The sequence below is a fragment of the Thioclava sp. GXIMD2076 genome (genome assembly GCF_037949795.1).
In the GTDB taxonomy this organism is placed as follows: domain Bacteria; phylum Pseudomonadota; class Alphaproteobacteria; order Rhodobacterales; family Rhodobacteraceae; genus Thioclava; species Thioclava kandeliae.
In genome coordinates this window covers 80,136-103,263 of record NZ_CP149934.1, presented here as the reverse complement: position 1 = coordinate 103,263, position 23,128 = coordinate 80,136, and the positions used below count along the sequence as shown (strand labels likewise).

General features: G+C 62.5%; 18 protein-coding genes. 5 read left to right on the top strand and 13 right to left on the bottom strand.

What is annotated here, in order from left to right; genetic code table 11:
* The first annotated feature begins 89 nt into the window (after positions 1–89).
* Complete coding sequence (locus WDB91_RS17525) at positions 90–2,222, top strand: TonB-dependent siderophore receptor (protein WP_339115437.1); 2,133 nt, start codon at positions 90–92, stop codon at positions 2,220–2,222.
* 151 nt (positions 2,223–2,373) lie between these two features.
* Here WDB91_RS17525 and leuB read toward each other — a convergent pair whose 3' ends face one another.
* Complete coding sequence (leuB, locus tag WDB91_RS17520; protein WP_339115436.1) at positions 2,374–3,480, bottom strand: 3-isopropylmalate dehydrogenase; 1,107 nt, start codon at positions 3,478–3,480, stop codon at positions 2,374–2,376.
* 271 nt (positions 3,481–3,751) lie between these two features.
* On the opposite strand from leuB, the gene WDB91_RS17515 reads away from it, so the two are divergent.
* The gene (locus WDB91_RS17515) at positions 3,752–4,696 is read left to right on the top strand and encodes a hypothetical protein (protein ID WP_339115435.1); all 945 of its coding nucleotides are present in this window, start codon (positions 3,752–3,754) and stop codon (positions 4,694–4,696) included.
* Here the strand turns inward: WDB91_RS17515 and WDB91_RS17510 are convergent.
* Complete coding sequence (locus WDB91_RS17510) at positions 4,639–5,550, bottom strand: endonuclease/exonuclease/phosphatase family protein (RefSeq protein WP_339115434.1); 912 nt, start codon at positions 5,548–5,550, stop codon at positions 4,639–4,641. The genes WDB91_RS17515 and WDB91_RS17510 overlap by 58 nt on opposite strands.
* Positions 5,551–5,603: 53 nt before the next feature.
* Positions 5,604–6,407 carry a hypothetical protein gene (locus WDB91_RS17505; RefSeq protein ID WP_339115433.1) on the bottom strand — a complete coding sequence of 268 codons (804 nt, stop codon included), beginning with the start codon at positions 6,405–6,407 and terminating at the stop codon, positions 5,604–5,606.
* Between the two features lie 509 nt (positions 6,408–6,916).
* Here WDB91_RS17505 and WDB91_RS17500 point away from each other — a divergent pair.
* A complete protein-coding gene (locus WDB91_RS17500) occupies positions 6,917–8,389 on the top strand; it encodes a sodium:alanine symporter family protein (RefSeq protein WP_339115432.1) in 1,473 nt (490 codons plus the stop codon).
* Positions 8,390–8,432: 43 nt separating this feature from the next.
* On the opposite strand, the gene WDB91_RS17495 is transcribed toward WDB91_RS17500, so the two are convergent.
* The 10 genes from WDB91_RS17495 to WDB91_RS17450 form a co-directional block, all read right to left on the bottom strand.
* On the bottom strand, positions 8,433–9,785 hold the full coding sequence (locus WDB91_RS17495; RefSeq protein ID WP_339115431.1) for an FAD-binding oxidoreductase: 1,353 nt from the start codon (positions 9,783–9,785) through the stop codon (positions 8,433–8,435).
* Between the two features lie 34 nt (positions 9,786–9,819).
* Positions 9,820–11,145: an FAD-binding oxidoreductase gene (locus WDB91_RS17490; protein ID WP_339115430.1), complete on the bottom strand. Its 1,326-nt coding sequence runs from the start codon at positions 11,143–11,145 to the stop codon at positions 9,820–9,822.
* Positions 11,146–11,155: 10 nt separating this feature from the next.
* Positions 11,156–12,034, bottom strand: coding sequence for an ABC transporter permease (locus tag WDB91_RS17485; RefSeq protein ID WP_339115429.1), 879 nt, complete (start codon positions 12,032–12,034; stop codon positions 11,156–11,158).
* Positions 12,035–12,046: 12 nt separating this feature from the next.
* Complete coding sequence (locus WDB91_RS17480) at positions 12,047–12,997, bottom strand: ABC transporter permease (protein WP_339115428.1); 951 nt, start codon at positions 12,995–12,997, stop codon at positions 12,047–12,049.
* A gap of 102 nt (positions 12,998–13,099) precedes the next feature.
* On the bottom strand, positions 13,100–14,758 hold the full coding sequence (locus WDB91_RS17475) for a peptide ABC transporter substrate-binding protein (protein WP_339115427.1): 1,659 nt from the start codon (positions 14,756–14,758) through the stop codon (positions 13,100–13,102).
* 144 nt (positions 14,759–14,902) lie between these two features.
* A complete protein-coding gene (locus WDB91_RS17470; RefSeq protein ID WP_339115426.1) occupies positions 14,903–16,234 on the bottom strand; it encodes an FAD-binding oxidoreductase in 1,332 nt (443 codons plus the stop codon).
* Positions 16,234–16,932 (bottom strand): SDR family NAD(P)-dependent oxidoreductase, encoded by a 699-nt coding sequence (locus WDB91_RS17465; protein WP_339115425.1) that lies wholly within the window; start codon positions 16,930–16,932, stop codon positions 16,234–16,236. The genes WDB91_RS17470 and WDB91_RS17465 overlap by 1 nt, the downstream gene beginning before the upstream one ends.
* The gene (locus WDB91_RS17460; RefSeq protein WP_339115424.1) at positions 16,925–17,431 is read right to left on the bottom strand and encodes a MarR family transcriptional regulator; all 507 of its coding nucleotides are present in this window, start codon (positions 17,429–17,431) and stop codon (positions 16,925–16,927) included. The genes WDB91_RS17465 and WDB91_RS17460 overlap by 8 nt, the downstream gene beginning before the upstream one ends.
* Positions 17,432–17,638: 207 nt before the next feature.
* Positions 17,639–19,264, bottom strand: coding sequence for an ABC transporter ATP-binding protein (locus tag WDB91_RS17455; RefSeq protein ID WP_339115423.1), 1,626 nt, complete (start codon positions 19,262–19,264; stop codon positions 17,639–17,641).
* A gap of 172 nt (positions 19,265–19,436) precedes the next feature.
* Positions 19,437–20,345 (bottom strand): LysR substrate-binding domain-containing protein, encoded by a 909-nt coding sequence (locus tag WDB91_RS17450; protein ID WP_339115422.1) that lies wholly within the window; start codon positions 20,343–20,345, stop codon positions 19,437–19,439.
* A 102-nt stretch (positions 20,346–20,447) separates the two neighbouring features.
* Here WDB91_RS17450 and WDB91_RS17445 point away from each other — a divergent pair, with 102 nt between their 5' ends.
* Positions 20,448–21,938, top strand: a complete 1,491-nt coding sequence (locus tag WDB91_RS17445) for a carboxylesterase family protein (protein ID WP_339115421.1) — start codon at positions 20,448–20,450, stop codon at positions 21,936–21,938.
* 39 nt (positions 21,939–21,977) lie between these two features.
* Positions 21,978–23,072 carry a quercetin 2,3-dioxygenase gene (locus WDB91_RS17440; RefSeq protein WP_339115420.1) on the top strand — a complete coding sequence of 365 codons (1,095 nt, stop codon included), beginning with the start codon at positions 21,978–21,980 and terminating at the stop codon, positions 23,070–23,072.
* Positions 23,073–23,128 lie beyond the last annotated feature (56 nt).

Genomic DNA, 23,128 nt, shown 5'->3' with positions numbered 1-23,128 from the left:
TGGCGGTATCGCAAAGCCCGCCTGCTGTCTTTGTGCGTCATTGCGCTCTATTAGTCGAGTGAAATACTCGGTTATTCAAGGATTGCCCGATGTCCGCGCCCCGCCCCGCCTTTGTCAGACCCGCCCCTCTCAGATCCGGCCTTCTCGCCTCCACGGCCCTTGCTGCCATGACCGCGCTGCCTGTCATGGCGCAGGATGTGGTCGACCTCGACCCGATCACCGTCGAGGGCTCGAGCTACGAGACGGAAGGCGCACAGAGCTATGCTACCGACCTCATCTCGGTCGGCGAGAAAGCCGCGATCAGCCCGCGCGAGGTGCCGCAATCGACCTCTGTCGTGACCCATAAACAGATCGAGGACGGCGGGTATAACACGCTCGACGAGGCGATGGCCGATGTGCCGGGCATCATGGTGCTCAACAATGATGCGGGACGCTCGTCGATCTATTCGCGGGGCTACGAGTTCGACTATCTCTATTTTGACGGTCTGCCTGCCCCCGTCAGCTCGATCTATGGCACACAGCCCGATCTTTCGATCGTGGACCATGTGGAGGTGCTCAAGGGCCCCGCGGGCCTGTTCATCTCGACGGGCGAACCGGCGGGCTCGGTCAATATGCGCCTCAAACAGGCCACCGCCACCGAGTTTACCGGCTATGTGGAGGGATCGACCGATAGCAATGGCCAGTATCGTGGCGAGCTGGATGTTTCCAACAAGCTCAATGCCGACGGCACGCTGCGCGGACGGTTCGTGGCGGCCTATGGCGATGGCGACACGTTCATCGACAATGGCTCGAACGGAGTGCAGAGCTATTATGGCACGCTGGCATGGGATGTGGACCCCGACACACAGCTGACCTTCTCGCTCAGCCATATGGAGCGCGATATCGCGCCCTTCAACGGCCTGCCCACCTATGAGGACGGATCGCTGATCTGGACCGATGCAGGCGCGGGCGTTGTGCCTGACTGGAACGATTTCGATAATACCACCACCGATGCGGTGCTCGCGGCCACCCATACATTCGATAATGGCGGGCGGGTGAAATTCTCGCTGCGCAAATCGTGGCAGGATGCGGATTTCCTCTATGGCTATGCCGGATCGACCGCCGATGCCGAGAACAATATCTCTTCCATCGCCTATCTGGGCCGCGATTTCAGTCAGGACAGCACAGCGCTCGATCTCCATGCCGATTTGCCCTTCACGCTGGGCCAGATGGAGGGCAATGCGATCATCGGGGCCGACTGGCAGAAGGTGACCTCGACCACCTATACCGCGCGCGGCAAGATCGCGGGCAGCTGGAACCTGAATGATTTCGACGCGTCATCCGTGGCCAGACCCGATGCGGCCTATTCGACCCGCGAGGACAGCGATACGACCTCGACGGGGATCTATTCGCAACTCCGCCTGAAACCCGTTGACCGGCTGACCCTGATCGGCGGCGCGCGGCTCAGCTGGTATGAGGGCACGGTCGATACGACGACCCTTTCGAGCGGTGCCGTGGCCCATGAGGATTATGACGTGGATGCCCATGTCACGCCCTTTGCCGGTGCCACCTACGACATCACGCCCGATGCAGCGCTCTACGCCAGCTATTCCGAGATCTTCATCCCTCAATCCGATCTGGACAGTTCGGGCGATCTTCTGGACCCGGTCGAGGGCCGGCAATACGAGCTGGGTGTAAAAGCCCGCGTGGCCGGCACGCTGGATGTGACGGCGGCCTATTTCAACCTGCGCGAGGACAACCGCCCCGTGGCCGTGACGGGGACCGATTACTACGTTGCGCAGGAAGAGGTGCAATCGCAAGGGATCGAACTGACCGTTGCGGGCGAGCTGCGGGAGAACCTGCATCTCTCGGCCGGTTACACCTACACCTATACCGAATATCTCAATGGCAGCTCCGAGGGCGAGGCATTTTCCACCTATACGCCCAAGAACATGCTCAAGCTGCAGGCGATGTATGACATCACCGAAGGCGCGCTGCGGGACTGGAGCCTTGGCGGGCGGCTGACCATGATGTCGGGATTCTCCTCCAAGGGTATCGAGGCACCGGGCTATGGCGTGGTCGATCTGATGGCGGTGAAACGGTTCGACAATGACCTGACCCTGCGCATGGGCGTCGATAACGTCTTCGACAAGGACTATTATTCGCGCGTGGGCAGCACAACGGTGTTCAATTTCCGTGGCGCACCGCGGACCTTCAATGTCTCGCTGACCAAACGCTTCTGACAGGCGGGACGGGAAAGACCAAAGGGGTCGGTCCACTGGACCGGCCCCTTTCCCATGCGTGTCTTCTGCACTGGCCATGAAAAAGGCCGGGACATAAAGTCCCGGCCTTTCGGATACCGGTGCGGGCGCGTATCGCCCCCGCACTCTGCGCTCAGAGCGCCGCGTCGAGGGCTGCGATGATCGCGTCGCCCATTTCGGCGGTCGAGACCGGCGAGCCGCCTTCGGGGCCCAGAAGGTCTGCGGTGCGCACGCCATCGGCAAGGACTTTTTCCACAGCGGCTTCCAGACGGTCGGCTTCCGCGCCCAGATCGAAGCTGTAACGCAGCGCCATCGAGAAGCTGAGGATACAGGCGATCGGGTTCGCCTTGCCCTGACCCGCGATATCGGGGGCCGAGCCATGCACGGGCTCGTACATCGCTTTCGGGCGGCCATTCGCCATCGGCGCACCGAGCGAGGCCGAAGGCAGCATGCCAAGCGAGCCGGTCAGCATCGCGGCCGCATCCGACAACAGATCGCCGAAGAGGTTATCGGTCACGATCACGTCGAACTGCTTGGGCCAACGGCAGAGCTGCATGGCGCCGGCATCGGCATACATGTGGCTCAGCTCGACATCGGCATAGTCTTCGTCATGCACGCGCTGCACGACTTCGCGCCACAGGATGCCCGATTCCATCACATTGGCCTTCTCCATCGAGCAGACCTTGTTGCCACGGCGGCGGGCCAGCTCGAAGGCCGAACGGGCCACGCGCTCGATCTCGCTCTCGGTGTAACGCTGGGTGTTGATGCCCACCCGCTCGTTGTTCTCGGTGATAATGCCGCGCGGCTCGCCGAAATAGATGCCCGAGGTCAGCTCGCGCACGATCATGATATCGAGGCCCGCAACCACGTCTTTTTTCAGTGACGAGAAATCGGCCAGCGCGTCGAAGCACTGGGCCGGACGCAGATTGGAATAAAGGTCCATTTCCTTACGCAGGCGCAGAAGACCACGCTCCGGCTTGACCGAGAAATCGAGCACGTCGTATTTCGGGCCACCCACGGCGCCCAGCAAGACCGCGTCCACCTCTTGCGCCTTGGCCATCGTCGCATCCGACAGCGGCACGCCATGCACGTCATAGGCCGCGCCGCCGACGAGATCCTCGGAGACATCGAAGGCCACATCGCGCTTGGCGCCGAACCAATTGATGACTTTCTTGACCTCGGTCATGACCTCGGGGCCGATACCGTCGCCCGCAAGAATGAGGATCGAAGGGTTTGCCATGGTAATTCCTCCCGCATGTAACGGCCCAACTGGCCAATAAGACAAGGTTGCGCGAGGGCGTAGCCAATGCCCGTGGCGGGGTCAAGTTCTGAACGCAAAAGAAGATGCAAGCAGGCTTTCTAAAAATTGCGCAGACTGCTGTTGAAACTTTCGGCGACCCGCCCATTGACGCAGCGTCATAGGCAATGTTTCGCAGTCGTGAGAATCCGCGCCTCGCGGAATCCCGCCCGTTTCTGCATGATAGCGCAAAAGAGCAGAACGGACATAACGCATGACTCGAAGAATCCTGATTCTCGGGATGGAGGGGCTTTTCGGAGCTGCTGCCGCCCGTGCCTTTCGCGCCGCCGGATGGGATGTCGACCGTTACCAACGCGGCTCGGACATCTCGATTGCAGCGCGTGGCGCGCGCTGGATCCTGAATGCAGCGAACCCGGACCAGACCACAGATCTGGAGCGCGAGCTGCCCGAGCTGACCAAGAAAGTGATTGCGGCGGCGCAGAATTCAGGCGCTGCGGTGATGGTCCCCGGTAATTTCCAGGTCTATGGGCGAAGCGGCAGCGCATGGGGTCCCGATTGCCCACATGCGCCGGTGACCCGCCGCGCCAAGGCACGCTCGGAGGCCGAGAAGCGCTATCGGGAGGCTGCCGATAGCAGCCACAGCATGGTGATGCTGCGGGCCGGCGATTTCATCATGCCGGGCGCACAGTCTACGGTGATGAATTCCGTGATCCTCAACCGGCTGGCCAAACACGAGATTGCAGCCCTCGGTCCCGCCGAGAAAATGCACATCCACGCCGATCTGGAGGATCTGACCCGCGTCACGGTGGCGCTGGCCGAGACCGCAGATATGGGCGGCGGCTTTCTCGATATCCCCTTCCCCGGCACGCGCTTCTCGCCGCGCCAGCTGGCCGAGAGCTTGTCGGCGCAGCTGGATCGCAAGGTGCGGCTGACCGCCTATCCGTGGTGGCGCAAGGGCTTTGGCACTGCAGGCCGCCGGATCGCCCCGACACGCTACATGTATCAGGCCGACCAGATCATCGACGAAGGTCCCTTCCGCATGCTTTTCCCCGATTACGAGACGAAATCGCTGGAGCGGATCGCCTTCGAGCATCTCTATATGCGCGGCATGAAGGTCAAGCCAGAGGGGCGCGCCGCCGCTCAGTCGCCACGGCTGCAGGCACATGGCCAGGCGATGTCGACCCAGACCATCCTGTAACGCGCGCCTTCGGTTGCGGGCAGCACGCCCGCGCCGGTGACCTCCAGCAGATGGTCCGGCAGGATATAATCCAGCCGCAGGTGTTTTCCGCCGAGATCGGCTGTGGGGAGATCGGGCAATGGGTCCTGCAGCCGCGGTGAGGACAGAAGCGTCTCGAGTGCGGCCTTGCGCCCCTCTTTCTGCGCCGGATCAAGATTGGCACGGCCCAGCATAACCAGTGGCGGATCTGCGGGAAGGGTTGCGAGATAGGGCAGCCAGAATGCGGTCTCGTCATGGTTGCGCCGACCGTTACGGTCCTCGGGGCCGTCAAAGATCGGCGGCGTGGCCGACCAGATCAACAGCTCGAGCCCCTCCAGCCGGACGATCCAGTGCACGCTCGAGGACAGACGCTGGACGGCCAGCGCCCCGGGCGAGAGCTCCGCGCCATCTGCCAGCCCTCCGGCCAGATCGCGCCAGAGCATCGCCGACAGATCCTCGACCGCGATCACCGGCAGCTTGGAGAGCAGGAGCACCCCGCCCGCACCCGTAAACCGGCCATAGCCCTGCGCATCGCGGGCCTCGCCATACACCCCGTTCCCGTCCAGATCCTCGCCGGAGGGCAGGCCGCTATTGGGCTGCCGGTGGACGAGATAGGGATAGTGCGCATCACGCGCGGCCAGCGCCTCGCGCAGGGCATGTGCCGCAGCCTGCTGCCCGTCCCAATCCACGCCGATGAGCAACAGGACATCGGGCGCGAGCTGGACTATCTGCGCAAGGCTCGCGTCGATCCGGGCATCCTTGCCCGACAGAACATCACGATAGAGTAGCCCCGGCCCTTCGCCGCCCAGTTCCGGCCCCCAGATCGCCAGCCGCAAGTCTTGCGCGCCCGCAGCCCCCGCAGCACATAGCAGCCATGCCAGAAACAGGATCAGGCTGTTTGATACTGCCCGTCCTCTTCGCCTGCCGCGCGCGCCGACCGGCGGCGCTGTGCGATCAGAGCGGAGACGCGGCCCAGAGCGACACCGCGCATGACAAGAAGTGCAGGCAGGAAAGCCCATGCTGTAACGACCCAGATCAGGGCATGCTGGCTCGCGGGCATCATCGACGGGAAGGCGATCGAGACGAGTTTCAGCGCAACCGGCATGAGGAAAGGACAAACCAGACCGAGACTCGTATTCACCCACGCATCGCGGCGTAGGCGCTCCACAACGTCACCGCCCATCGTCGGATCGAAGGTCGGCAGATTGATCCATATATTGAAACGTTCCTGTCCGCCCGGCCAGCCCATAACCCGAAAAACGAGCAGGAAAATGGCCACACCGATCAGGCTGATCCCCAATGCCAGACCGGCAAGCGCGCCCACAAGCCGCTGTGTCTCCGGCGCGGCATGGGCCGGAAGCGACTGCATCATCAGATGGAGCGGGCTATAGGAGAAGTCGAGCTCCCCTGCGATGGCCTGTCCCAGCGCGACCAGCAGCCGATTGAGAACCGTCGGCTCGAAGGGGGCGATCGCGGCAAGCGAGAGGCTCAGCACCAGCGTGGCCAGCAACAGAAACCGGATACGGTTATAGGGCGCGGCATCCCGGAATTCGACAAGGGAGGGATAGACGGAGCTGTATTCGAACACGGTCAGCGCGGCACAGGCCAGCGCGACGAGGCCGACTATCTGCATCGTGTCGGCCCCTGTTCCGGGCAGGAAGACCGCCGGACTACAGATGATTGCTGCCAACATGAGCGCCCGTAATATGGCGTTTATGAACCGTAAAACCACTGCCCTGCCCTCTGGTCCGCCGGGCGCGATACATGCCGCGCCCTTATACCGGATCTAAGATGTCTGCCTTAATCTTGCCACGATTTTGCCCAGTTTCGCCATCTTTGGCAATCCGGCGCGGGATGGACCGGCGCATTTGGCAGCAAGGGGGCCATTTCTATCACAGGTGACCGGCTGAGGAAGGTCTTTAGTCTAGAAGAAATCCGCTCAATATGTAGTCACATCGCACAACTGAACGGCAGAAAGGAAAGAATGACCCCGCTGGTGCGGCCCTTCCGCGATACATGACGCTCCCCTTGGCTAGGGTTTATGCGCATATCCGCCATGCATTTTACGCAAATATTTTACGCAATAGCCCCGAATTGCGGGTGTTTTTCGATCACCCGATCAAAATATCCCTACGCGCCTTGCTTGACATTCCCGTTATCCCCCTCCGATTTGCGGCAAAGAGTATTGAAAAGAGACAGGTCATGACAGCGGACACATTTGAAAGTTTCCTCGGAACCGTGGGGGGGATCGTCTGGGGCCCCTACCTACTGATCCCCCTTCTGCTGGGCACCGGTATCTACCTGACCCTGCGTTTGGGTGCGCTGCAATTCCTGCGTCTGGGGGCTGCCCTGCGCCTTGGCCTGTGGCGGCGCCATGATGACGGGGCCGAGGGCGATATCTCGCAATTCCAGGCGCTGACCACCGCGATGGCCGCGACCGTCGGCACCGGCAATATCGTGGGGGTGGCCACCGCCATCAGCGTCGGCGGGCCGGGCGCGCTGTTCTGGATGTGGGTGACGGCGCTTCTGGGGATGGCGTCGAAATATTCCGAGGCCTTCTGCGGGGTGCGCTTCCGTGTGACCGACGCGGCGGGCGAGAAATCGGGCGGGCCGCAATACTATCTCGAGCGCGGCATCCCGAACGGGTTCGGCAAATTCCTCGCCATCGCCTTCTCGATCTTCGCCATCTGCGCAAGCTTCGGCATCGGCAACATGACGCAGGGCAATTCGATCGCCTCCAATCTTGAACAGAGCTTCCATGTGCCGGCTGCCGTCTCGGGCGGCATTCTGGCGATCCTGACGCTGATCGTGCTGGTGGGCGGGATCAAATCCATCGGGCGGGTCACCGCAGGCTTGGTGCCGGCTATGATCGTGTTCTATGTGCTGGGCGCGCTCTATATCCTGCTGGCCAATCTCACCGCCATTCCTGCGGCACTGGGCGAGATCTTCTCGGATGCCTTCACCGGCACGGCGGCCTCGGGCGGATTTTTGGGCTCGACCATCATGATCGCGGTTCAGTTCGGTGTGGCGCGCGGGATCTTCTCGAACGAATCCGGCATGGGCTCTGCAGCCATTGCCGCAGCCTCGGCCAAGACCAGCCACCCTGTCCGTCAGGGGCTGGTCTCGATGACCCAGACCTTCATCGACACGATCATCGTGGTCACCTGCACCGGCCTCGTGATCGTCACGACCGGCGTCTGGAACCAGATCGATCCCGAAACGGGCAGCCAGATTTCGGCCGCCATCATGACGGCGCGCGCCTTCTCCTATGGTCTGCCGGGCGCCTGGGGTGACTGGATCGTGACCATTGGTCTCGTGCTCTTTGCCTATTCGACGATCCTCGGCTGGGCCTATTATGGCGAGCGCAACATCGAGCGGCTCTTCGGGCGCGGTCTCGTGATGCCGTTCCGCGTGTTCTTTGCCGCCATCGTCTATATCGGCTGCACGATGCAGCTGGGCGTGGTGTGGAACTTCTCGGATGTGATGAACGGTCTGATGGCGATCCCGAACCTGATCGGCCTCCTGATCTTGTCGGGGCTGATCGCCCGCGAGACGCGCCACTATCTGCTCCACGACCCGAAACTCGAGGCGAATGCGCGCGAGATCGAGGCCTTCATGGACGGCCAGCCCGGCTGGGACGACTGGAAAGCCTCCGACCATACGGTGCATCGCTGAAACGCGCATCACCAAGGAAAAAGGGGGCCAAAGGCCCCCTTTTTCATCTCCGGGTAATACCGCTCATGGGGGCGATCTTCGATCCATCCGAGAAGCGCGAGAGCCGGAAAGGGGTTGGGTCCACGATCGGCGCATGGCCCGTCATCAGATCTGCGGCCAGCCGCCCCGCCCCCGGACCCAGCCCGAACCCGTGCCCCGAGAAACCGGTCGAGACATAGAGCCCCTTCACTCCGTTCTTCACGCTCTCGGTATCGGAAATCACGGGGATCACATCGGGCAGCACATCGATGATCCCTGCCCAGCGTTGCTCGATCTTCAGCCCCTTCATCGCGGGCCAGCGGGCTGCGACCTGATGATAGACCTTCTCGATAAAGCTCGTCTCGGGCTGCGGGTCCATGATGCGGGTCTCCTCGAAAGGCGTCACATCATTGGCAGACCATTTACGCTTGGTCTTCAGCCCGTCCACAAAGGCCGAACCGAAGCCGAAGCGCAGGCCCCTCCATTCGTTTTTCAGTGCGGGAAGAAAGGCACCAAACAGGCGGAAACTGTCGGGTGTGATCTCGTAGCGGCTATTGGCCGAGGAGGCGATCGTGTAGCCGCCATCCAGCCGCTTGCGCATGGCGAATTCCTTGAACTTGATCGTGCCTTCCGGCCCGCCCTCCAGCGCCGAGGTCCGCAACACGGTGTTCTTGGTGCGCAGCTGCGGCAGGTAGATGCCCATATTATCGAGCATGAGCCGCGACCAGATACCTCCCGCCAAGAGCACCTGCGAACAGGCGATGCGCCCATGTTCGGTGATGACGCCGGTGACCTTGCCACCCTCCACATCGATCATCCGCACAGCGGTATTCTGATGCACCGTGCCGCCGCGTGCCTGCACCGCACGGGCCACGGCAGGCGCGGCTTTCTGCGGTTCGGCGCGCCCGTCCATCGGGTTATGGATCGCGCCCTTGATCGGCAGATCAATCCCCGGATAATGGGCCAGCGCCTCGTCGCGGTTCAGCATCTTGGCGGGGATCTGGTAGCTTTGCAGCAGATCGACCCATTGCCGCTCCTCCTCCATCATGTCGTCGCTGGTGCAGGTATAGGTCACGCCCGATTGCCGGTAGCCGGTCTCGGCTTCCACGCGCTCGTTGAGGCCTTCCCACATGCGCACGGCTTCCACCATCAGCGGCATCTCGCGCGGGTCGCGATGGGTCAGGCGCACCCAGCCCCAGTTACGGCTCGATTGCTCGGCCCCGATCTGGCCCTTCTCGCAGATCGCGACCTTCAGCCCGCGATCCACCAGTTCCAGCGCCGCGCAGGTGCCTGCGATCCCGCCGCCGATAATCACTACATCCACCGCCCGAGGCAGGGCGGCATCGCTTTCGACCGGGTCTAGCTTCGGTCCTGGCATGGGTCTTCTCCTAAATCGGCGGGACTGTCCCGCCTTATGCGTGAGGCGGCAGGGGCGCACCCTGCCGCAAAGCCTTGAAATTATCGCGCAGCCGGTAGCCAAGAAGCGCCATTTTCGGCGCTACGTCCATATAGCGCGGCTGCGCGGAGAGCGGTTCGAGTTTGAGGTCTAGATCGGCATCCGCCACGCCCATCGCCCAATCGGACAGGATACCGCCCAGCATCGAGCCGGTGGGCACGCCGCGCCCCGAAAGGCCCGTCATCGCCACCACTCCGGGGGCCAACTGGTAGAGCCGCGGCACGGTGTGGCGCTGCATGTCCAATTCGCCCGTCCAGAGGAAATCCCAACGGATCTCCTCGCGGATTTCGGGATGCAACCATTTGAGGCGGTCGGTCATGATCTTGGCCGTCAAACTGCGGTCATAGCCGCGCCGGAGCATCGGGAACATCGAGGCGACGATGCGGTTCTGGGCATTGTATTTATAGACATAGATATCGCCGCGCCCGTCCTGAATGGTGGTGCGCTTGGGCAAAAGATGCGCCTGCGTCTCGGGCGACAGGGGTTGGGTCGCCGCTACAAACACCCGCAGGATGCGGAAGGTCTGGTCGAGCTGCGGCCAGCCTGCCACCGTATAGGCGCCGGTGGTATAGATCACCTTCTCGGCCAGCACCTTACCTTGCGGCGTGGTTACAGCCCATTTGCCGCCCTCGCGGGCCGCTCCCGTCACGAGGCTCTCGGTAAAAATCTGCCCGCCTTCCTGCAGCACGGCCCGCGCCAGCCCCCGCGCATAGCCAAGCGCGTTCAGCCCGCCCGCCTCCTCATGATACCACCCGCCCATGAAACGCGGCGATCCGGTGATGGCCGCAACTTCCGTGCGGTCCAGCATCCGCGTGCGCGCACCCACCGCGTTATACTCGGCGGCGCGTTTTTCCATCACCTTGATATGACTGGGGAATAGCGCGCCCTGTACATAGCCGTTCTGCTCCCATTCGCACTCGATCCCGTAATCACGGATCATCGCGCCCACGCGATCATTGGCGCGGGTCTGGCGGTGGATCAGCCGCTCGGCCCAAGGCGCGCCCAGAACGCGCCGCAGATCAGGCAGCGCATAATGGGTGAAGGTCGGGGTGCAATGGCCCGCATTGCGCCCCGAGCCGCCAAAGCCAATCTGGGCGCGCTCGATCACGGCAACCTTGACGCCCTGCTTGGCCAGTTCCAGCGCGGTGGTCAGGCCGGAATAGCCCGCCCCTATGACACAGACATCGGCCTGCACATCGCCTTGCAAAGGCCGCGTCTGCGGTGCGGGCGTGGCCGTGGCATACCAGAGCGTATCCTCGAAGGGGGAAAAGCGGCGGGTCATCGGAAACTCCTTACAGATCGGTGCGGCTATCAAATGCGTCGCGCAGACCGTCACCTATGAAGTTGAACCCCGCCACGGCGATGGTGATCGCCACGCCTGGCACAATGGCAAGCCAAGGCGCGCTATCGAGATATTGCTGCGCCCCGTTGAGCATATTGCCCCAGCTGGGAAGCGGCGGCTGGATGCCGTAGCCAAGGAAGGAGATATAGGCCTCAAGCAGGATCGCGCGGGCGACAGTGAGCGTCGCGGCCACGATGATCGGGCCGATGGCATTGGGGAGAAGCTCGCGGAACATGATCCAGCGCCCCGAGAGCCCCAGCATCTGGGCAGCCTGCACGAAATCCTGCCCTTTCAGCGATTTTACCTCGGCCTCGACGATACGGGCCACTTCCATCCAGCTGGTCGCGGCAATGATCAGCGCGATCATCACGGGGCCGGGCTGGATGAAGGCCGCCAGCGCCAGCAGCAGGAAGACGGAGGGGAAGGACAGGAACGCATCAACGATCCGCATCAGCACGGCGGAAACCTTTCCGCCATAATAGCCCGAAAGCACGCCGATGACCGAGCCGATGGCGGTGGCGATGATCATCACCGCAAAGCCGATGGCCATGGACACCTGCCCCGCATGGAAGAGCCGTGCGGCAATATCGCGGCCCAGCGGGTCCGTCCCGAAGATATGCGCGCCGGTGCCGGGGGGCGCAAAGCGCGCGCGCAGGTCGATATACAGCTCGTCATAGGGCAGAAGATGCGGCCCGATGAAACAGGCCGCCGTCAGCGCCAGCACCATGAAGAGGCCCAGAAGGGCCAGTTTATGCGAGGCGAAGCGGCGCAGGGCACGCGACTGGAAAAACTTGGCACGCGGCGCGAGATCGGTTGTGGTGGTGGTCATGGGCAGGTCTCCTCAGTCCAGACGGATGCGCGGGTCGATCAGCGCAACGATGAGATCGGCGGCCAGATTGCCCACCAGAACCAGAATGGCCGAGGCCATCAAGAGCCCCATCACCACGGGATAGTCGTTATAGCCCAAGCTATCGAGGAACAGACGCCCCATGCCGGGCCAAGTGAAGACAGTCTCGGTCACCAGCGCACCACCCAGCACCATGGGTAGCTGTAGACCCGCTAAAGTGATCATCGGCACCAGCGAATTACCCACGATATGTTTGAAGAGCACACGGCGCGAGGTCAGCCCTTTGGCACGGGCGGTGCGCACGAAATCCTGTTTGATGACATTCAGCGTCGAGGTTCGCATATAACGCGACCAGATCGCCACATCGACCAGCGCCAGCACCATGGCAGGAAGGATCAGATGGCGCAGGTAATCGAGCACCGACCCGTCACCCACCGAATACATATTGCCCGCAGGCAGCCAGCCCAGATGCAGCGAGAACACATAGATCGCCACCAAGCCGAACCAGAAGGTCGGGATCGAGAGCGCGACCATGGCAAAGACCGTCATCGTGTAGTCAAAACCGCTACCGCGTTTGAGCGCGGAGAATATCCCGATGGCCGAGCCGATGGTGACGGACAGAACGGTCGAGGTGCCCATCAGCAAAAGCGTCGCGAAAAGATGGCTGCCGATGACGGCCAGAACGGGCTGGCCATCGCGGTAGCTCTGGCCCCAGTCGCCTACAAACAGATGGCTCAGCCAGTCGATATATTGCACCGGCAGCGGGCGGTTCAGCCCCATCTGCTCGGCGATCTTGGCAAGCTGTTCCTGCGTCATGCCGGGACTGAGGGCGAATTGCGAGAGCGGCCCTCCGGGTGCCAGCGACAGCACGCAGAACCCGATACAGGAGACGATCACGAGAAGGATCAGGCTTTGTCCGAGGCGGGACAGGATGTAGCGCAGCATGTCGTGCCTTTCGGTTGGGGCTTTGGGAAAAACTCGGAAAAGGCCCCACCGCCCTCGGGCGATGGGACAGGTGCCGGAGGCAGGCGCCTCCGGTCAGGGGGATCAGGTGCGCGACCAGTCGCGGACATTCCAAGTATCGATGCGGTTGTTCACATTGGGCGTGGGGCCCGCCACATCGTCTTTCCAGCCTTTGACAACGGCATATTGGAACATTGGCAGGAAGGGCAGATCATGGCGCATGACGGCCTGCTGTTCCTGATAGATCTTCTTGCGGTCCTCGGGCACAAAGCTCTGCGCACCGGCCTTCAACAGCTCGTCCACCTTCTCGCTCTGATAAGCGAAGGTGTTCTGCCCCGAGCCCCCCAAAGCGGGCGACATCGTGGACATGAAGTAATCCGAGGTATCGGGATCGGCACCGGCCAGGCAGTTGAGCCCAACCACCACGGAGTCGAACTCGGAATTCATCCAGTAATCGCCCCACATCACCGCAGGCGGCAGGTTCTTGATCTGCATATCCACGCCGATTTCCTTGAAGGTCTGCTGGATGAACTGCTGTGCCTGCTCGCGCAGGTGGTTGCCGGCCGTGGTCGAGTTGGTGAAGGACAGCGTCACGCCATCCTTCTCGCGGATACCGTCGCCATTCTTGGTCCAGCCCGCATCATCCAGCAGCTTGTTGGCCGCCTCGATAGAGAACTCGTGCTTGGGCAGATCGGGGTTGTAGTAGAAGCTCTGCTGCGGCATATAGGTCTCGGTGGGCGTCGGCACACCGTAATAGAGCGCGTCGATGATCGAGCTCTTGTCGATGGCCGCATAAAGCGCCTGACGCACGGCCAGATCCTTGAATTGCGGGCGCTGCATGTTCAACGCGAAGCTCTCGAAGGTCGCGGTGCCTGCCACCTTGACCACTTTGCCCGGCAGCTTCTCGGCCTCGGCCAGATGATCGGGCGAGATATATTGCAGCCCCACCACATCAATGTCGCCCGATTTGAACTGGGTATACATCACATTGAGATCAGGCACATATTTGATGATCAGCGTCTCGAGATGCGGGCCATCCATATGGTAATCGGTATTGGCCGCCAGTTCGATATGGTCGCCCGCCATACGGGTCTTCCACTTATAGGGGCCGGTGCCGATAGGGCTGTTCATGAAGGGGGTATTGTTGAGATCGGCCTGACCGTCAAAGGCGGCTTTGGGGATCATATAGGTCGAGGCCAGAACACCCGCGAGCGGCGCGAAGGGTTCGGACATGGTCCAGGTGATCTCGGTGGGCGAGACCACGGTGATGTCGCGCATGAACTTATAGCCGGTCGAGCGGAAGGACCGGAAATCGGGGTTCACGGTCAGTTCGAGGCTGAATTTCACGTCCTCGGCGGTGAAGGGCGTGCCATCATGCCATTTGACCCCGTCCTTGAGTTTGACCTTCCAGCTCAGACCGTCTTCCGAGATACCGCCATTGGCCACGGTGGGCACTTCGGCGGCAAGGATCGGGAACAACTGCCCCTCGGGGTCGAAATCGAAGAGCGTGTCGAAAATGGCGTAATAGACACCCTCATCCACCTCGATATGCGGCATCAACGGGTTGAACACGGTGGGCTCTTGCGAAAACGCTAGCACCAGCTGCCCCTCGGGCGACGCACCGGCCGCAAAAGCGGCGTCCTTGCGCAGAAGGCTCGGCCCCATCAGGCCCAGCGATCCGGCCGCCCCCATCATCATCAGGCTCTGGCGGCGGGTGAATGTGGTCTTGTGATCTTGTGTCATCTTACATTCCCTGTTGTTGGTGTCAGGCAAATCTTCTCAGGTCCGCAAAACGGGGAGCTTGCGGGGAGAGGTCTGTCTGTCGAGAGTGCGGGTTGTTCCCGCTTGGGGTGGAGGTCAGGGGGCGATGGGCCGCCCCCTGACGGGTCAGAAACCGCTGATAATCTCTATCTTGGTGCCATCACTAAAGCGGTTGAAACGGAAGGCTTTGGGGTCGACCACCGGCGTGCGGCCAGTGACCAGATCGGCCATCAGTCGGCCCGCACCGGGGCCGATGCCGAAGCCATGGCCGGAAAAACCGGTGGCGATATGGAAACCGGGGATCTGGTCGATGGGCGAGATCACCGGAATGGCGTCGGGCGTCACGTCGATGGCGCCTGCCCATCGCTGGGCGATCTGGGCGTCATTGAACACCGGAAACGCCTCGCGCAGATTGGCAAGGGCCTGATCTTGCAGATTGAAGGCGGGCTTGGGGTCGAGGACGCGGTTATACTCAAATGGGCTTGCCTCATCCAGCCGCCAGCGATTGGGGATGCGGGCCTCGTCATAGAAGCGCCCGCCAAAGCGCAGCATCAGCGCCTTCCACTCGGCACCAAGCGCGGGCAGGAAATCCTTCATATAGCGGAAGCTGTCGGGCACGATATCCACGATATTGCGGAAGCCGTCGGCAATCGTATAGCCGCCATCTTGACGCTTGCGGATCGAGAAGCCTTCCGACCAAATCGCCATTTCGGGGCCACTTTCGAGGGGCTTGGTGCGGATGACCGAGTTCTTCACCTTGAGCTGCGGCAGGCGCAGCCCGTTATTGCGGGCAAACAGGCTCGACCATGCGCCACCGGCCAGCACTACCTGCTCGCAGGCGATGGGGCCGCGCTCGGTCACCACCCCCGAGACATAGCCGCCCGAGGTCTCGATCCCGCGCACGGCGCATTCGGTCAGGATATATGCGCCCTTATCGCGGGCGGCCTCGGCAATGGCGGGGGCGGCCTTTTGCGGTTCGGCGCGGGCATCGGCTGCGGTGAATAACGCGCCCGTCACCTTCATCTTGCACCCCGGATTGAGCTGGGCGAATTCATCCGCCGAGATCATCCGGCTGTCGATCTGGTAATCGCGAAGGTTTTCAAGCCATTTCTCGTGCTCGGCATAGGCTTTGTCATCGGCGCAAGCAAAGGCGATGCCCGACCGCTTGAACCCCATATCGCGGCCTGTGCGTTCGGCCATCCCGTCCCAGATGCGCAGCGCCTCGGCCATCAGCGGAACCTCACGCGGGTCGCGTCGCGTAATCCGCACCCAGCCCCAGTTGCGGCTCGATTGCTCGTGCCCAATGCCGCCCTTCTCGCAGAGCGCAACCTTCAGGCCCCGCTCGACCAGCTCCAGCGCCGTCGAGGTGCCGATGATGCCGCCCCCGATCACCACCACATCCACCTTCTCGGGCAGATCCACATCACCATGAACGGGAACGACAAAGGGACCGGGCATCAGAAGCTCTCCTCGAGCTGACAATTCACATGGAATTCGGCGACACTCGCCGTATTGGGAAGGTTGATCAGCATTTCAATGACCTGCGCAAGATCCTCGGGCTGGGTCATGGTGGCTGTGTCCCGATCGGTCAGGCTTTGCGCCATATCGGTTGCCACAAATCCGGGACAGACGGCCGTGGCGCGGATGCCCTCGTCGAACCCTGCGTGACGCAGCGCATGCGCAAGCCCCACAGCGGCGAATTTCGATACCGAATAGGGGCCGGAGCGCGCCGATTTCACCCGCTTGCCCGACAGCGACCCCAGCAGGATCACCCGTCCCTGCCCCGAGACCTTCAGCCCGTCCCACGCGGCCTTCGCCAAACGTTGCGGGCCCATCACATTGACCTGCAGGAGCGCGTTCATCTCGTCATCGGAAATGTTCACCACATCCTGCGGATTGGCGATGCCCGCATTGGCCACCACCGCGTCGATCCGGCCAAAGCGCGCCATCACCGCATCCGCCCAAACCTGTGCCGAGGCCGGATCGGTTGCATCATAGGCGCAGACCTGAACGCGCGCCGCATCGGCCCAATCGGGCATGGCAGGGCTGCGCATCCCGAGGCTCAGGCACCAGCCCGCATCAAAGAGACGCTTGGCCAGCACTGCCCCGATACCGCGATTGGCCCCTGAAATCATTACACAGCGCGGGTCACTCATGGGCGGCTTTCCTCAGATTGATATAGGCACTTTTCAGCATGCGCTTGAAGGCATCGCGTTCGGGCGCGGGGATCATCTGGAAGAACTCGGCCTCCTGTTTGCGGATGATCTCGCGCACCTCCAGAGACAGCGCATGGCCCTTTTCGGTGATAAAGAGCGACTGCGCGCGCTGGTCATCAGGCGAAGGCTCGCGCCGGATCACGCCCTGTTCCACCATCCGGTCGAGGATGCGCCCTGTTGCCGGACGGTCGCGCATCAGCACCTCGGCAATCTCGGAGGGGCGGATGCCCGGATAATCGTCAACCAGCAAAAGCGCCGTGATCTTGCCCTTGCCTTTGGCGATCTCCAGATGCGCCATGCGTCTATCGAGATCGCGTGACACAAGGGAATCGATCGAGCGGATATACCAGCTTAGGGTTCCCTCGAGGATATCGATCCGGTGGCCACCGATCACCATCGGCGGATCATCATCGTCATGCTGTGGAAGGAAATCCGCCATGTCGTTCCTTTCGGGGTCTTCCATCATGGTTCCGTCATAAGGACCATCCGGCAAGGGGAAAGTTGTAAAACACAACAATAATGGTTGCACTTTACAACTACTGCACGGATTTCATGCATCCCGACCCGCGACAGCCATGAATGATGCATGGATCCGATGCATCCGGCGAACCGGAATGGAAAAGGCGGTGCAGTGCACCGCCTTCCCTCAAGCCGCCTCCGACGCCGCAAGCCCCGGAATCGCCGAGACCAGATTACGGGTATAGTCATGGCTCGGATTGCGGAAGATCTGCGAGGGCGGGCCATATTCCACCATTTTTCCGCGATGCATCACCAGAATATCGTCGCAGATCTGGCTGGCCACACGCAGGTCATGGGTGATGAAGACCATCGCCAGCTTGCTTTCCTGCTGTAGCCGGTTCAGCAGTTCGAGCACCTGCGCCTGAATGGACACATCCAGCGCCGAGACCGCCTCGTCTGCCACGATCACATCGGGATCGAACATCAGCGCCCGCGCGATACCGACCCGCTGACGCTGACCGCCCGAGAACTCGTGCGGATAGCGGTCAAAGGCCTGCGCATCGAGCCCGACCGTATGCAGAAGACGCTCGGCCTTCTTGCGCGCATCGGCCTGCGTCAGCAACCGGTGCGCCACCGGCCCCACACACATCGCCTGGCCCACGGTGAAGCGCGGGTTAAGCGAGGCATAAGGATCCTGGAAAATCATCTGGATACGGGCGCGCAGCGGTCGGAAGGCTTCCTCGCTCAGGGCGAGCGTATCCTCGCCGCGGAACCGGATCTGGCCACCATCGGCCCCGATCAGCTTCATCAGCACCTTGCCCATCGAGGATTTCCCCGACCCGCTCTCGCCCACGATCCCCAGCGTCTCGCCCTTGCGCAGGGTGAAGCTGATGTCATTGACCGCATGGACCTCGCGCATCTTGCCCAGGAACCCCGAGCGTGTGCGATATGTCTTTTGCAGGTTCTTCACTTCCATCACCACGGAGCGGGTGGTGTCGCGGTCGCGGTCGGCCTCGCGCAGGGTCGGAACGGCGGCGATCAGCTTCTTGGTATAGGGATGGGCGGGCGTCTCCAGCACCGCCTTCGCATCGCCCTGTTCCACCAGATGGCCCTTTTCCATCACAATCACACGGTCCGCGATATCGGCCACCACGCCGAAATCATGGGTAATGAACATCACGGACATATTCTTGCGCCGCTGCACCTTGCGTATCAGATCAAGGATCTGCGCCTGTGTGGTCACATCCAGCGCGGTGGTGGGCTCGTCCGCAATCAGGATATCGGGATCGAGCGCCAGGGCCATGGCGATCATCACCCGCTGGCGCTGCCCGCCCGAAAGCCGGAACGGGTATTGATGCTGGATCAGTTCGGGGTCGGGCAGACCGACTTCGGTCAGCATCTCGACCACCTTTTTCGCACGGCTCGCCTTATCGCCGATCCGGTGGGTATCAAGGACTTCGCGGATCTGGTCGCCGATGGTCATCAGCGGATTGAGCGCCGAGAGCGGATCCTGGAAGATCATCGAGACGGCGCGCCCGCGCAGCTTGCGGAACTCGGATTCGGGCTGGGCCAGCAGGTTCTTGCCACGGAAGGTGATCTCGCCTGCCGCAACCTTCATCACATCGGGCAAAAGCCCCATCACGGTGCTGGCTGTCACCGATTTGCCCGAGCCGGACTCGCCGATGATGCACAGGATCTCGCCCTGCTGGAGATCGAAACTGATATTTTCCACGGCAAAGCGGCGATCAAGCGCCTTGGGCAAGGCCACCGAAAGCCCGCGCACCGAGAGCACGGGCGACGTTTGGGAGGTCATGAGTTTTCCAGTCGTTTGTCATTATTATAGACCTCCAGCCTCAGGGCGAAGCTCGGCCCGAGGCAAGGCCTGTCCGGACAAACACATGGGGGAGGCGAGTATTGCCCGAATAACGGGCAGGTCCATACGGGCCCTGCGCGGAAATTCTCCGCCTTGGGAAAGCCCCAGACCTTCAGAACAGGCTCTGGCCGATCTCGTCTGCGGCATGCCGCGCGCTTGCGGCAAAAGCTTCGAGCAGCGGATCGGTGCGGGAGGCACGACGAATGAACGAGACATCCATCCGGTGACGCGCATCGCTGAGCGGCAACAGACGGAGCCCCGCCCCGATTATCGGGCGCAGCGCCCCCGAGACGATCGCGATCCCCAGCCCCGCCTCGACCAGCGCCAGCATCGACAGCGGGCTTGCTGCCTTCATACCGTGATAGGGCTCGAATGCGAGCGCCGCGCGGGTGGCTTCCATCCCCCCCTGATCCTCCGCGCCCGACAGGCCGATAAAGGTCTCCATCCGCAGGTCCTCGGTTCCGATCGCCGGCCGGTCCGCCAGCGGATGGTCCGCCGCCAGTGCCACCTGATAGGGAAAGCTCACCAAAAGATCGCTCTGGAAGGCGCGATCCTGTCCCAAGCCCAATGTCGCAGGGCCAAGGCAGGCCTCTACCTGCCCCTCGGCAAGCGCCACGACCTGTCCCGCCGGATGCAGCTCTACCGGTTTGACCTGCACCCCCGGCCACGCCTTGCGGTGATGCAGGATGGCCCGCGCCATCAACCCCGAAATGATCGCCGAGGCCGAAACCCCCAACCGGATCGTGCCCGTCAGCCCGTCGCCCGCACGGCGCACAACTTCGCGCGCGGTCTCGCACTGGCTCAGGATCGCGCGCGCTTCGGGCAACAAGGCCTGTCCGGCCTGTGTGAGGGCAATTGGCCTGCCGGAGCGGTCGAAGAGCGCATGCCCCAGATCCTCCTCCAATGCCTTGATCTGCATGCTCAGCGCGGGCTGGACGATGTTCAGCTTATCCGCCGCGCGACCGTAATGCAGCTCCTCTGCAAGGGTCACAAAATACCGCAGCTGGCGGGGTTCGAGCATGTTTATCATGTTGGATGATCTTATCCATCAAATACATCTATTTTATTTATCAAGAGAAGCCTCCTAGATCAACTGCCAACGGAAGTATCGTAGAGAGGCCCCATGCATCGTCGCACATTTCTCTGGAGCGGCACCGCCGCCACCTTCGCCGCGGCAGGTGCCGCCAGCGCGGCTCCGGCCAATGCCCCCCCTATGGCCGCGGTCACCGGCGGCCAGATCAGGGGCGAGCGGAAGAACGGACTGAACATTTTCCGTGGCATCCCCTATGCCGCGCCGCCCTCGGGCGAGCGTCGTTGGCACGCGCCGCAGCCGGTGATCGCCTGGGACGGCCTGCGCGATGCGACCCGTTTCGGCGCGGTCTGCCCCCAGCAGGAAGCCCGCAAAGAGCCCGAGAAATCACTGGCAAAGGTCACACAGGACGAGGACTGCCTGACGCTCAACATCTGGGCGCCGGAAGGCGCGAAGGATCTGCCGGTGATGGTCTGGCTGCATGGCGGCAGCTTCCGCTTCGGCGCGGGCTCGCTGGCACTATACCACGGGCAGGATCTCGCACCGCGCGGCGCCGTTGTGGTGACCATCAATTACCGGCTGGGGATCTTGGGGACATTCGCGCATCCGGCTTTGGGCGAAGGCACCGGCAGTGGCGGCAATTTCGGGCTGATGGACCAGATCGCGGCGCTCGAATGGGTGCGCGACAATATCGCGGCCTTCGGGGGCAATCCGGATAATGTGACGCTGTTCGGGGAATCCGCAGGCGCCGTCTCGGTAGGTTATCTGCTGGCGAGCGCAAAGACCAAAGGGCTCATCCACCGCGCGATCATGCAATCGGGCGGCCTGGCCGTGCCGACCGTCATGCGCGATGAGGCGGAAGATATCGGGCAGGATTTCGCGCAAGATTGCGGGCTTGATCGCGACTGTAGCGCCGATGATCTGCGCGCGCTCCCTGTGGCCGATCTGCTGAAGGTGCAGCTGCCGCCCGCCCATACCATGCCCTTTGCCGACGGGATTACGGTAGAGCACTCCCTGACGGACGGGTTCGCCCATGCTGCCCCCGTGCCGCTCCTGATCGGCTGGAACACGGCGGAAGCAGGCTTTTTCGGACCGCGTTACTGGCAAGATCTCCCGCAGGAGTTGGGACAGGACCGTTATGAAGCGGCCAAAGCCGCCTGTTACGGCTATGGCACGCAGTCCGAAGATGCCGCGCGCGAGCAGATTGCCAGCGAATGGTTTGCGGGCATCGGCAGCCGTCAGATCGCACGGACGCAGGCGGCGCGTGCCGAGGTATATGCCTATCGCTTCGGCTGGGTGCCGCCAGAGGCGCGCAAGGAGACCCCGGGCGCAATCCATACCGCCGAGATCCCCTATGCGTTCGGCCATATCAGGCAGGATGGCCCCTCGGGTCGGATCTCGGCCGAGATGGCCGATGACTGGGTGGCGTTCGCACGGGACGGATCTCCGGCCAGCCGCTGGCCTGCCTATAAAACCGACCATCCGCAGATGCAGCTGATCGATGCGCAGACCACCATCGGAACTGATCCGGCCACCGAACTTCTGGATGTGCTGACAGCGATGAACCTGGCGCCCAAGCCCTGACCAGACCAGACCAGACCACATAGACTGAAAGGACTTCATATGCTTGACAAGAATTCCCCTCCGGCGGCGAAACAGGGCGGGCCACGCACGCCTCTGGGCCAGTTGCCCCGTCTTCGTGCCGATGGCACCCTCCCCGGTGCGCCGGTGCTTTATGCGATGCGCGATGGTCAGGGGCCACATTACCTGATGGGCGGGCTGGTAGCCACGCTGATCGCGCGCCCGGAAGATACCGCGCAGGCCTATAGCGCCACGATCCTCAGCGGCGGGATGGATGCCGAACTGCCGCTGCATACCCATGCCGAGACCGATGAGGCGATCTATATCCTCGATGGCCGTGTAGAATTGTGGCTGGATGACAGGCTGCATCTGATGACGGCGGGCGATTACGCGTTCGTGCCCGCAGGCACCCTGCATGGTCACCGGATGAAAAGCCACCGTGCGCGCATTCTGACATGGGCGATCGGGGCGAAGCTCGGTGGCATGTGGGAGGCGCTCGGCACCGTGTTCCCGCGCCCTGTCCACCCCGAGACACCCTGCGCCCCCCTCGGCGAGGCACAGATGGACGCGGCCTCGAACGCCGCTGATGTCAGCTTCCGCGGCCCCGTCCCTGCGCAAACTCCGGTTCTGGTCGAGGCGACAGAGATCCCCGAGGGCTATAGCCCCTATGTGCTGCGCGCGGGCGAAGGCGAGCATCTGGTCGCCGCAGACCAGCTGTTTACCTTCCTGCAGACCCGAGCCACCAGTCAGGAGCGCTTCATCACCGTGATGACCGAAGGCCCGACAGGCCCCGCCATCCCGTGGCACTATCACGAACATCACGCCGAGAATTTCTTCTGCGTCGACGGCCAGATGACAATGTGGGTGAATGGCGAGGAGATCCATCTCAATCCGGGCGACTACATGCAGGTGCCGGCAGGCACGGTGCATTCCTACCGTCTCGACACGCCCTATACGCGCTTCTTGGGCTGGCTGGTGCCGCCGGTCTTTGAACCCTTCTTCCGCTATGTGGGTGACCCGACCGAGATGACCACCTTCCCCGTCGAGCCGCCGCCCTTCCGTTTCGACCGCGTGCTGGCGCATCTTGACGAGCTGGATCTGCAGGTGCTGACCGTTCGCAATCCGGCCTCGGCCTGACGACAGAAGGGCGGCACCCGCAAGGTGCCGCCCTTTTCCGACGGAGATCGGATATC

What these genes read in the sequence shown, in the direction of transcription:
- WDB91_RS17515 (WP_339115435.1), top strand. Translation starts at nt 3,752, where the DNA reads ATGACTCGAAGAATCCTGATTCTCGGGATGGAGGGGCTTTTCGGAGCT.
- WDB91_RS17465 (WP_339115425.1), bottom strand. Translation starts at nt 16,932, where the DNA reads ATGAGTGACCCGCGCTGTGTAATGATTTCAGGGGCCAATCGCGGTATC.
- WDB91_RS17475 (WP_339115427.1), bottom strand. Translation starts at nt 14,758, where the DNA reads ATGACACAAGATCACAAGACCACATTCACCCGCCGCCAGAGCCTGATG.
- WDB91_RS17485 (WP_339115429.1), bottom strand. Translation starts at nt 12,034, where the DNA reads ATGACCACCACCACAACCGATCTCGCGCCGCGTGCCAAGTTTTTCCAG.
- WDB91_RS17470 (WP_339115426.1), bottom strand. Translation starts at nt 16,234, where the DNA reads ATGCCCGGTCCCTTTGTCGTTCCCGTTCATGGTGATGTGGATCTGCCC.
- WDB91_RS17480 (WP_339115428.1), bottom strand. Translation starts at nt 12,997, where the DNA reads ATGCTGCGCTACATCCTGTCCCGCCTCGGACAAAGCCTGATCCTTCTC.
- leuB (WP_339115436.1), bottom strand. Translation starts at nt 3,480, where the DNA reads ATGGCAAACCCTTCGATCCTCATTCTTGCGGGCGACGGTATCGGCCCC.
- WDB91_RS17450 (WP_339115422.1), bottom strand. Translation starts at nt 20,345, where the DNA reads ATGCTCGAACCCCGCCAGCTGCGGTATTTTGTGACCCTTGCAGAGGAG.
- WDB91_RS17445 (WP_339115421.1), top strand. Translation starts at nt 20,448, where the DNA reads ATGCATCGTCGCACATTTCTCTGGAGCGGCACCGCCGCCACCTTCGCC.
- WDB91_RS17525 (WP_339115437.1), top strand. Translation starts at nt 90, where the DNA reads ATGTCCGCGCCCCGCCCCGCCTTTGTCAGACCCGCCCCTCTCAGATCC.
- WDB91_RS17440 (WP_339115420.1), top strand. Translation starts at nt 21,978, where the DNA reads ATGCTTGACAAGAATTCCCCTCCGGCGGCGAAACAGGGCGGGCCACGC.
- WDB91_RS17505 (WP_339115433.1), bottom strand. Translation starts at nt 6,407, where the DNA reads ATGTTGGCAGCAATCATCTGTAGTCCGGCGGTCTTCCTGCCCGGAACA.
- WDB91_RS17495 (WP_339115431.1), bottom strand. Translation starts at nt 9,785, where the DNA reads ATGCCAGGACCGAAGCTAGACCCGGTCGAAAGCGATGCCGCCCTGCCT.
- WDB91_RS17500 (WP_339115432.1), top strand. Translation starts at nt 6,917, where the DNA reads ATGACAGCGGACACATTTGAAAGTTTCCTCGGAACCGTGGGGGGGATC.
- WDB91_RS17455 (WP_339115423.1), bottom strand. Translation starts at nt 19,264, where the DNA reads ATGACCTCCCAAACGTCGCCCGTGCTCTCGGTGCGCGGGCTTTCGGTG.
- WDB91_RS17490 (WP_339115430.1), bottom strand. Translation starts at nt 11,145, where the DNA reads ATGACCCGCCGCTTTTCCCCCTTCGAGGATACGCTCTGGTATGCCACG.
- WDB91_RS17460 (WP_339115424.1), bottom strand. Translation starts at nt 17,431, where the DNA reads ATGGCGGATTTCCTTCCACAGCATGACGATGATGATCCGCCGATGGTG.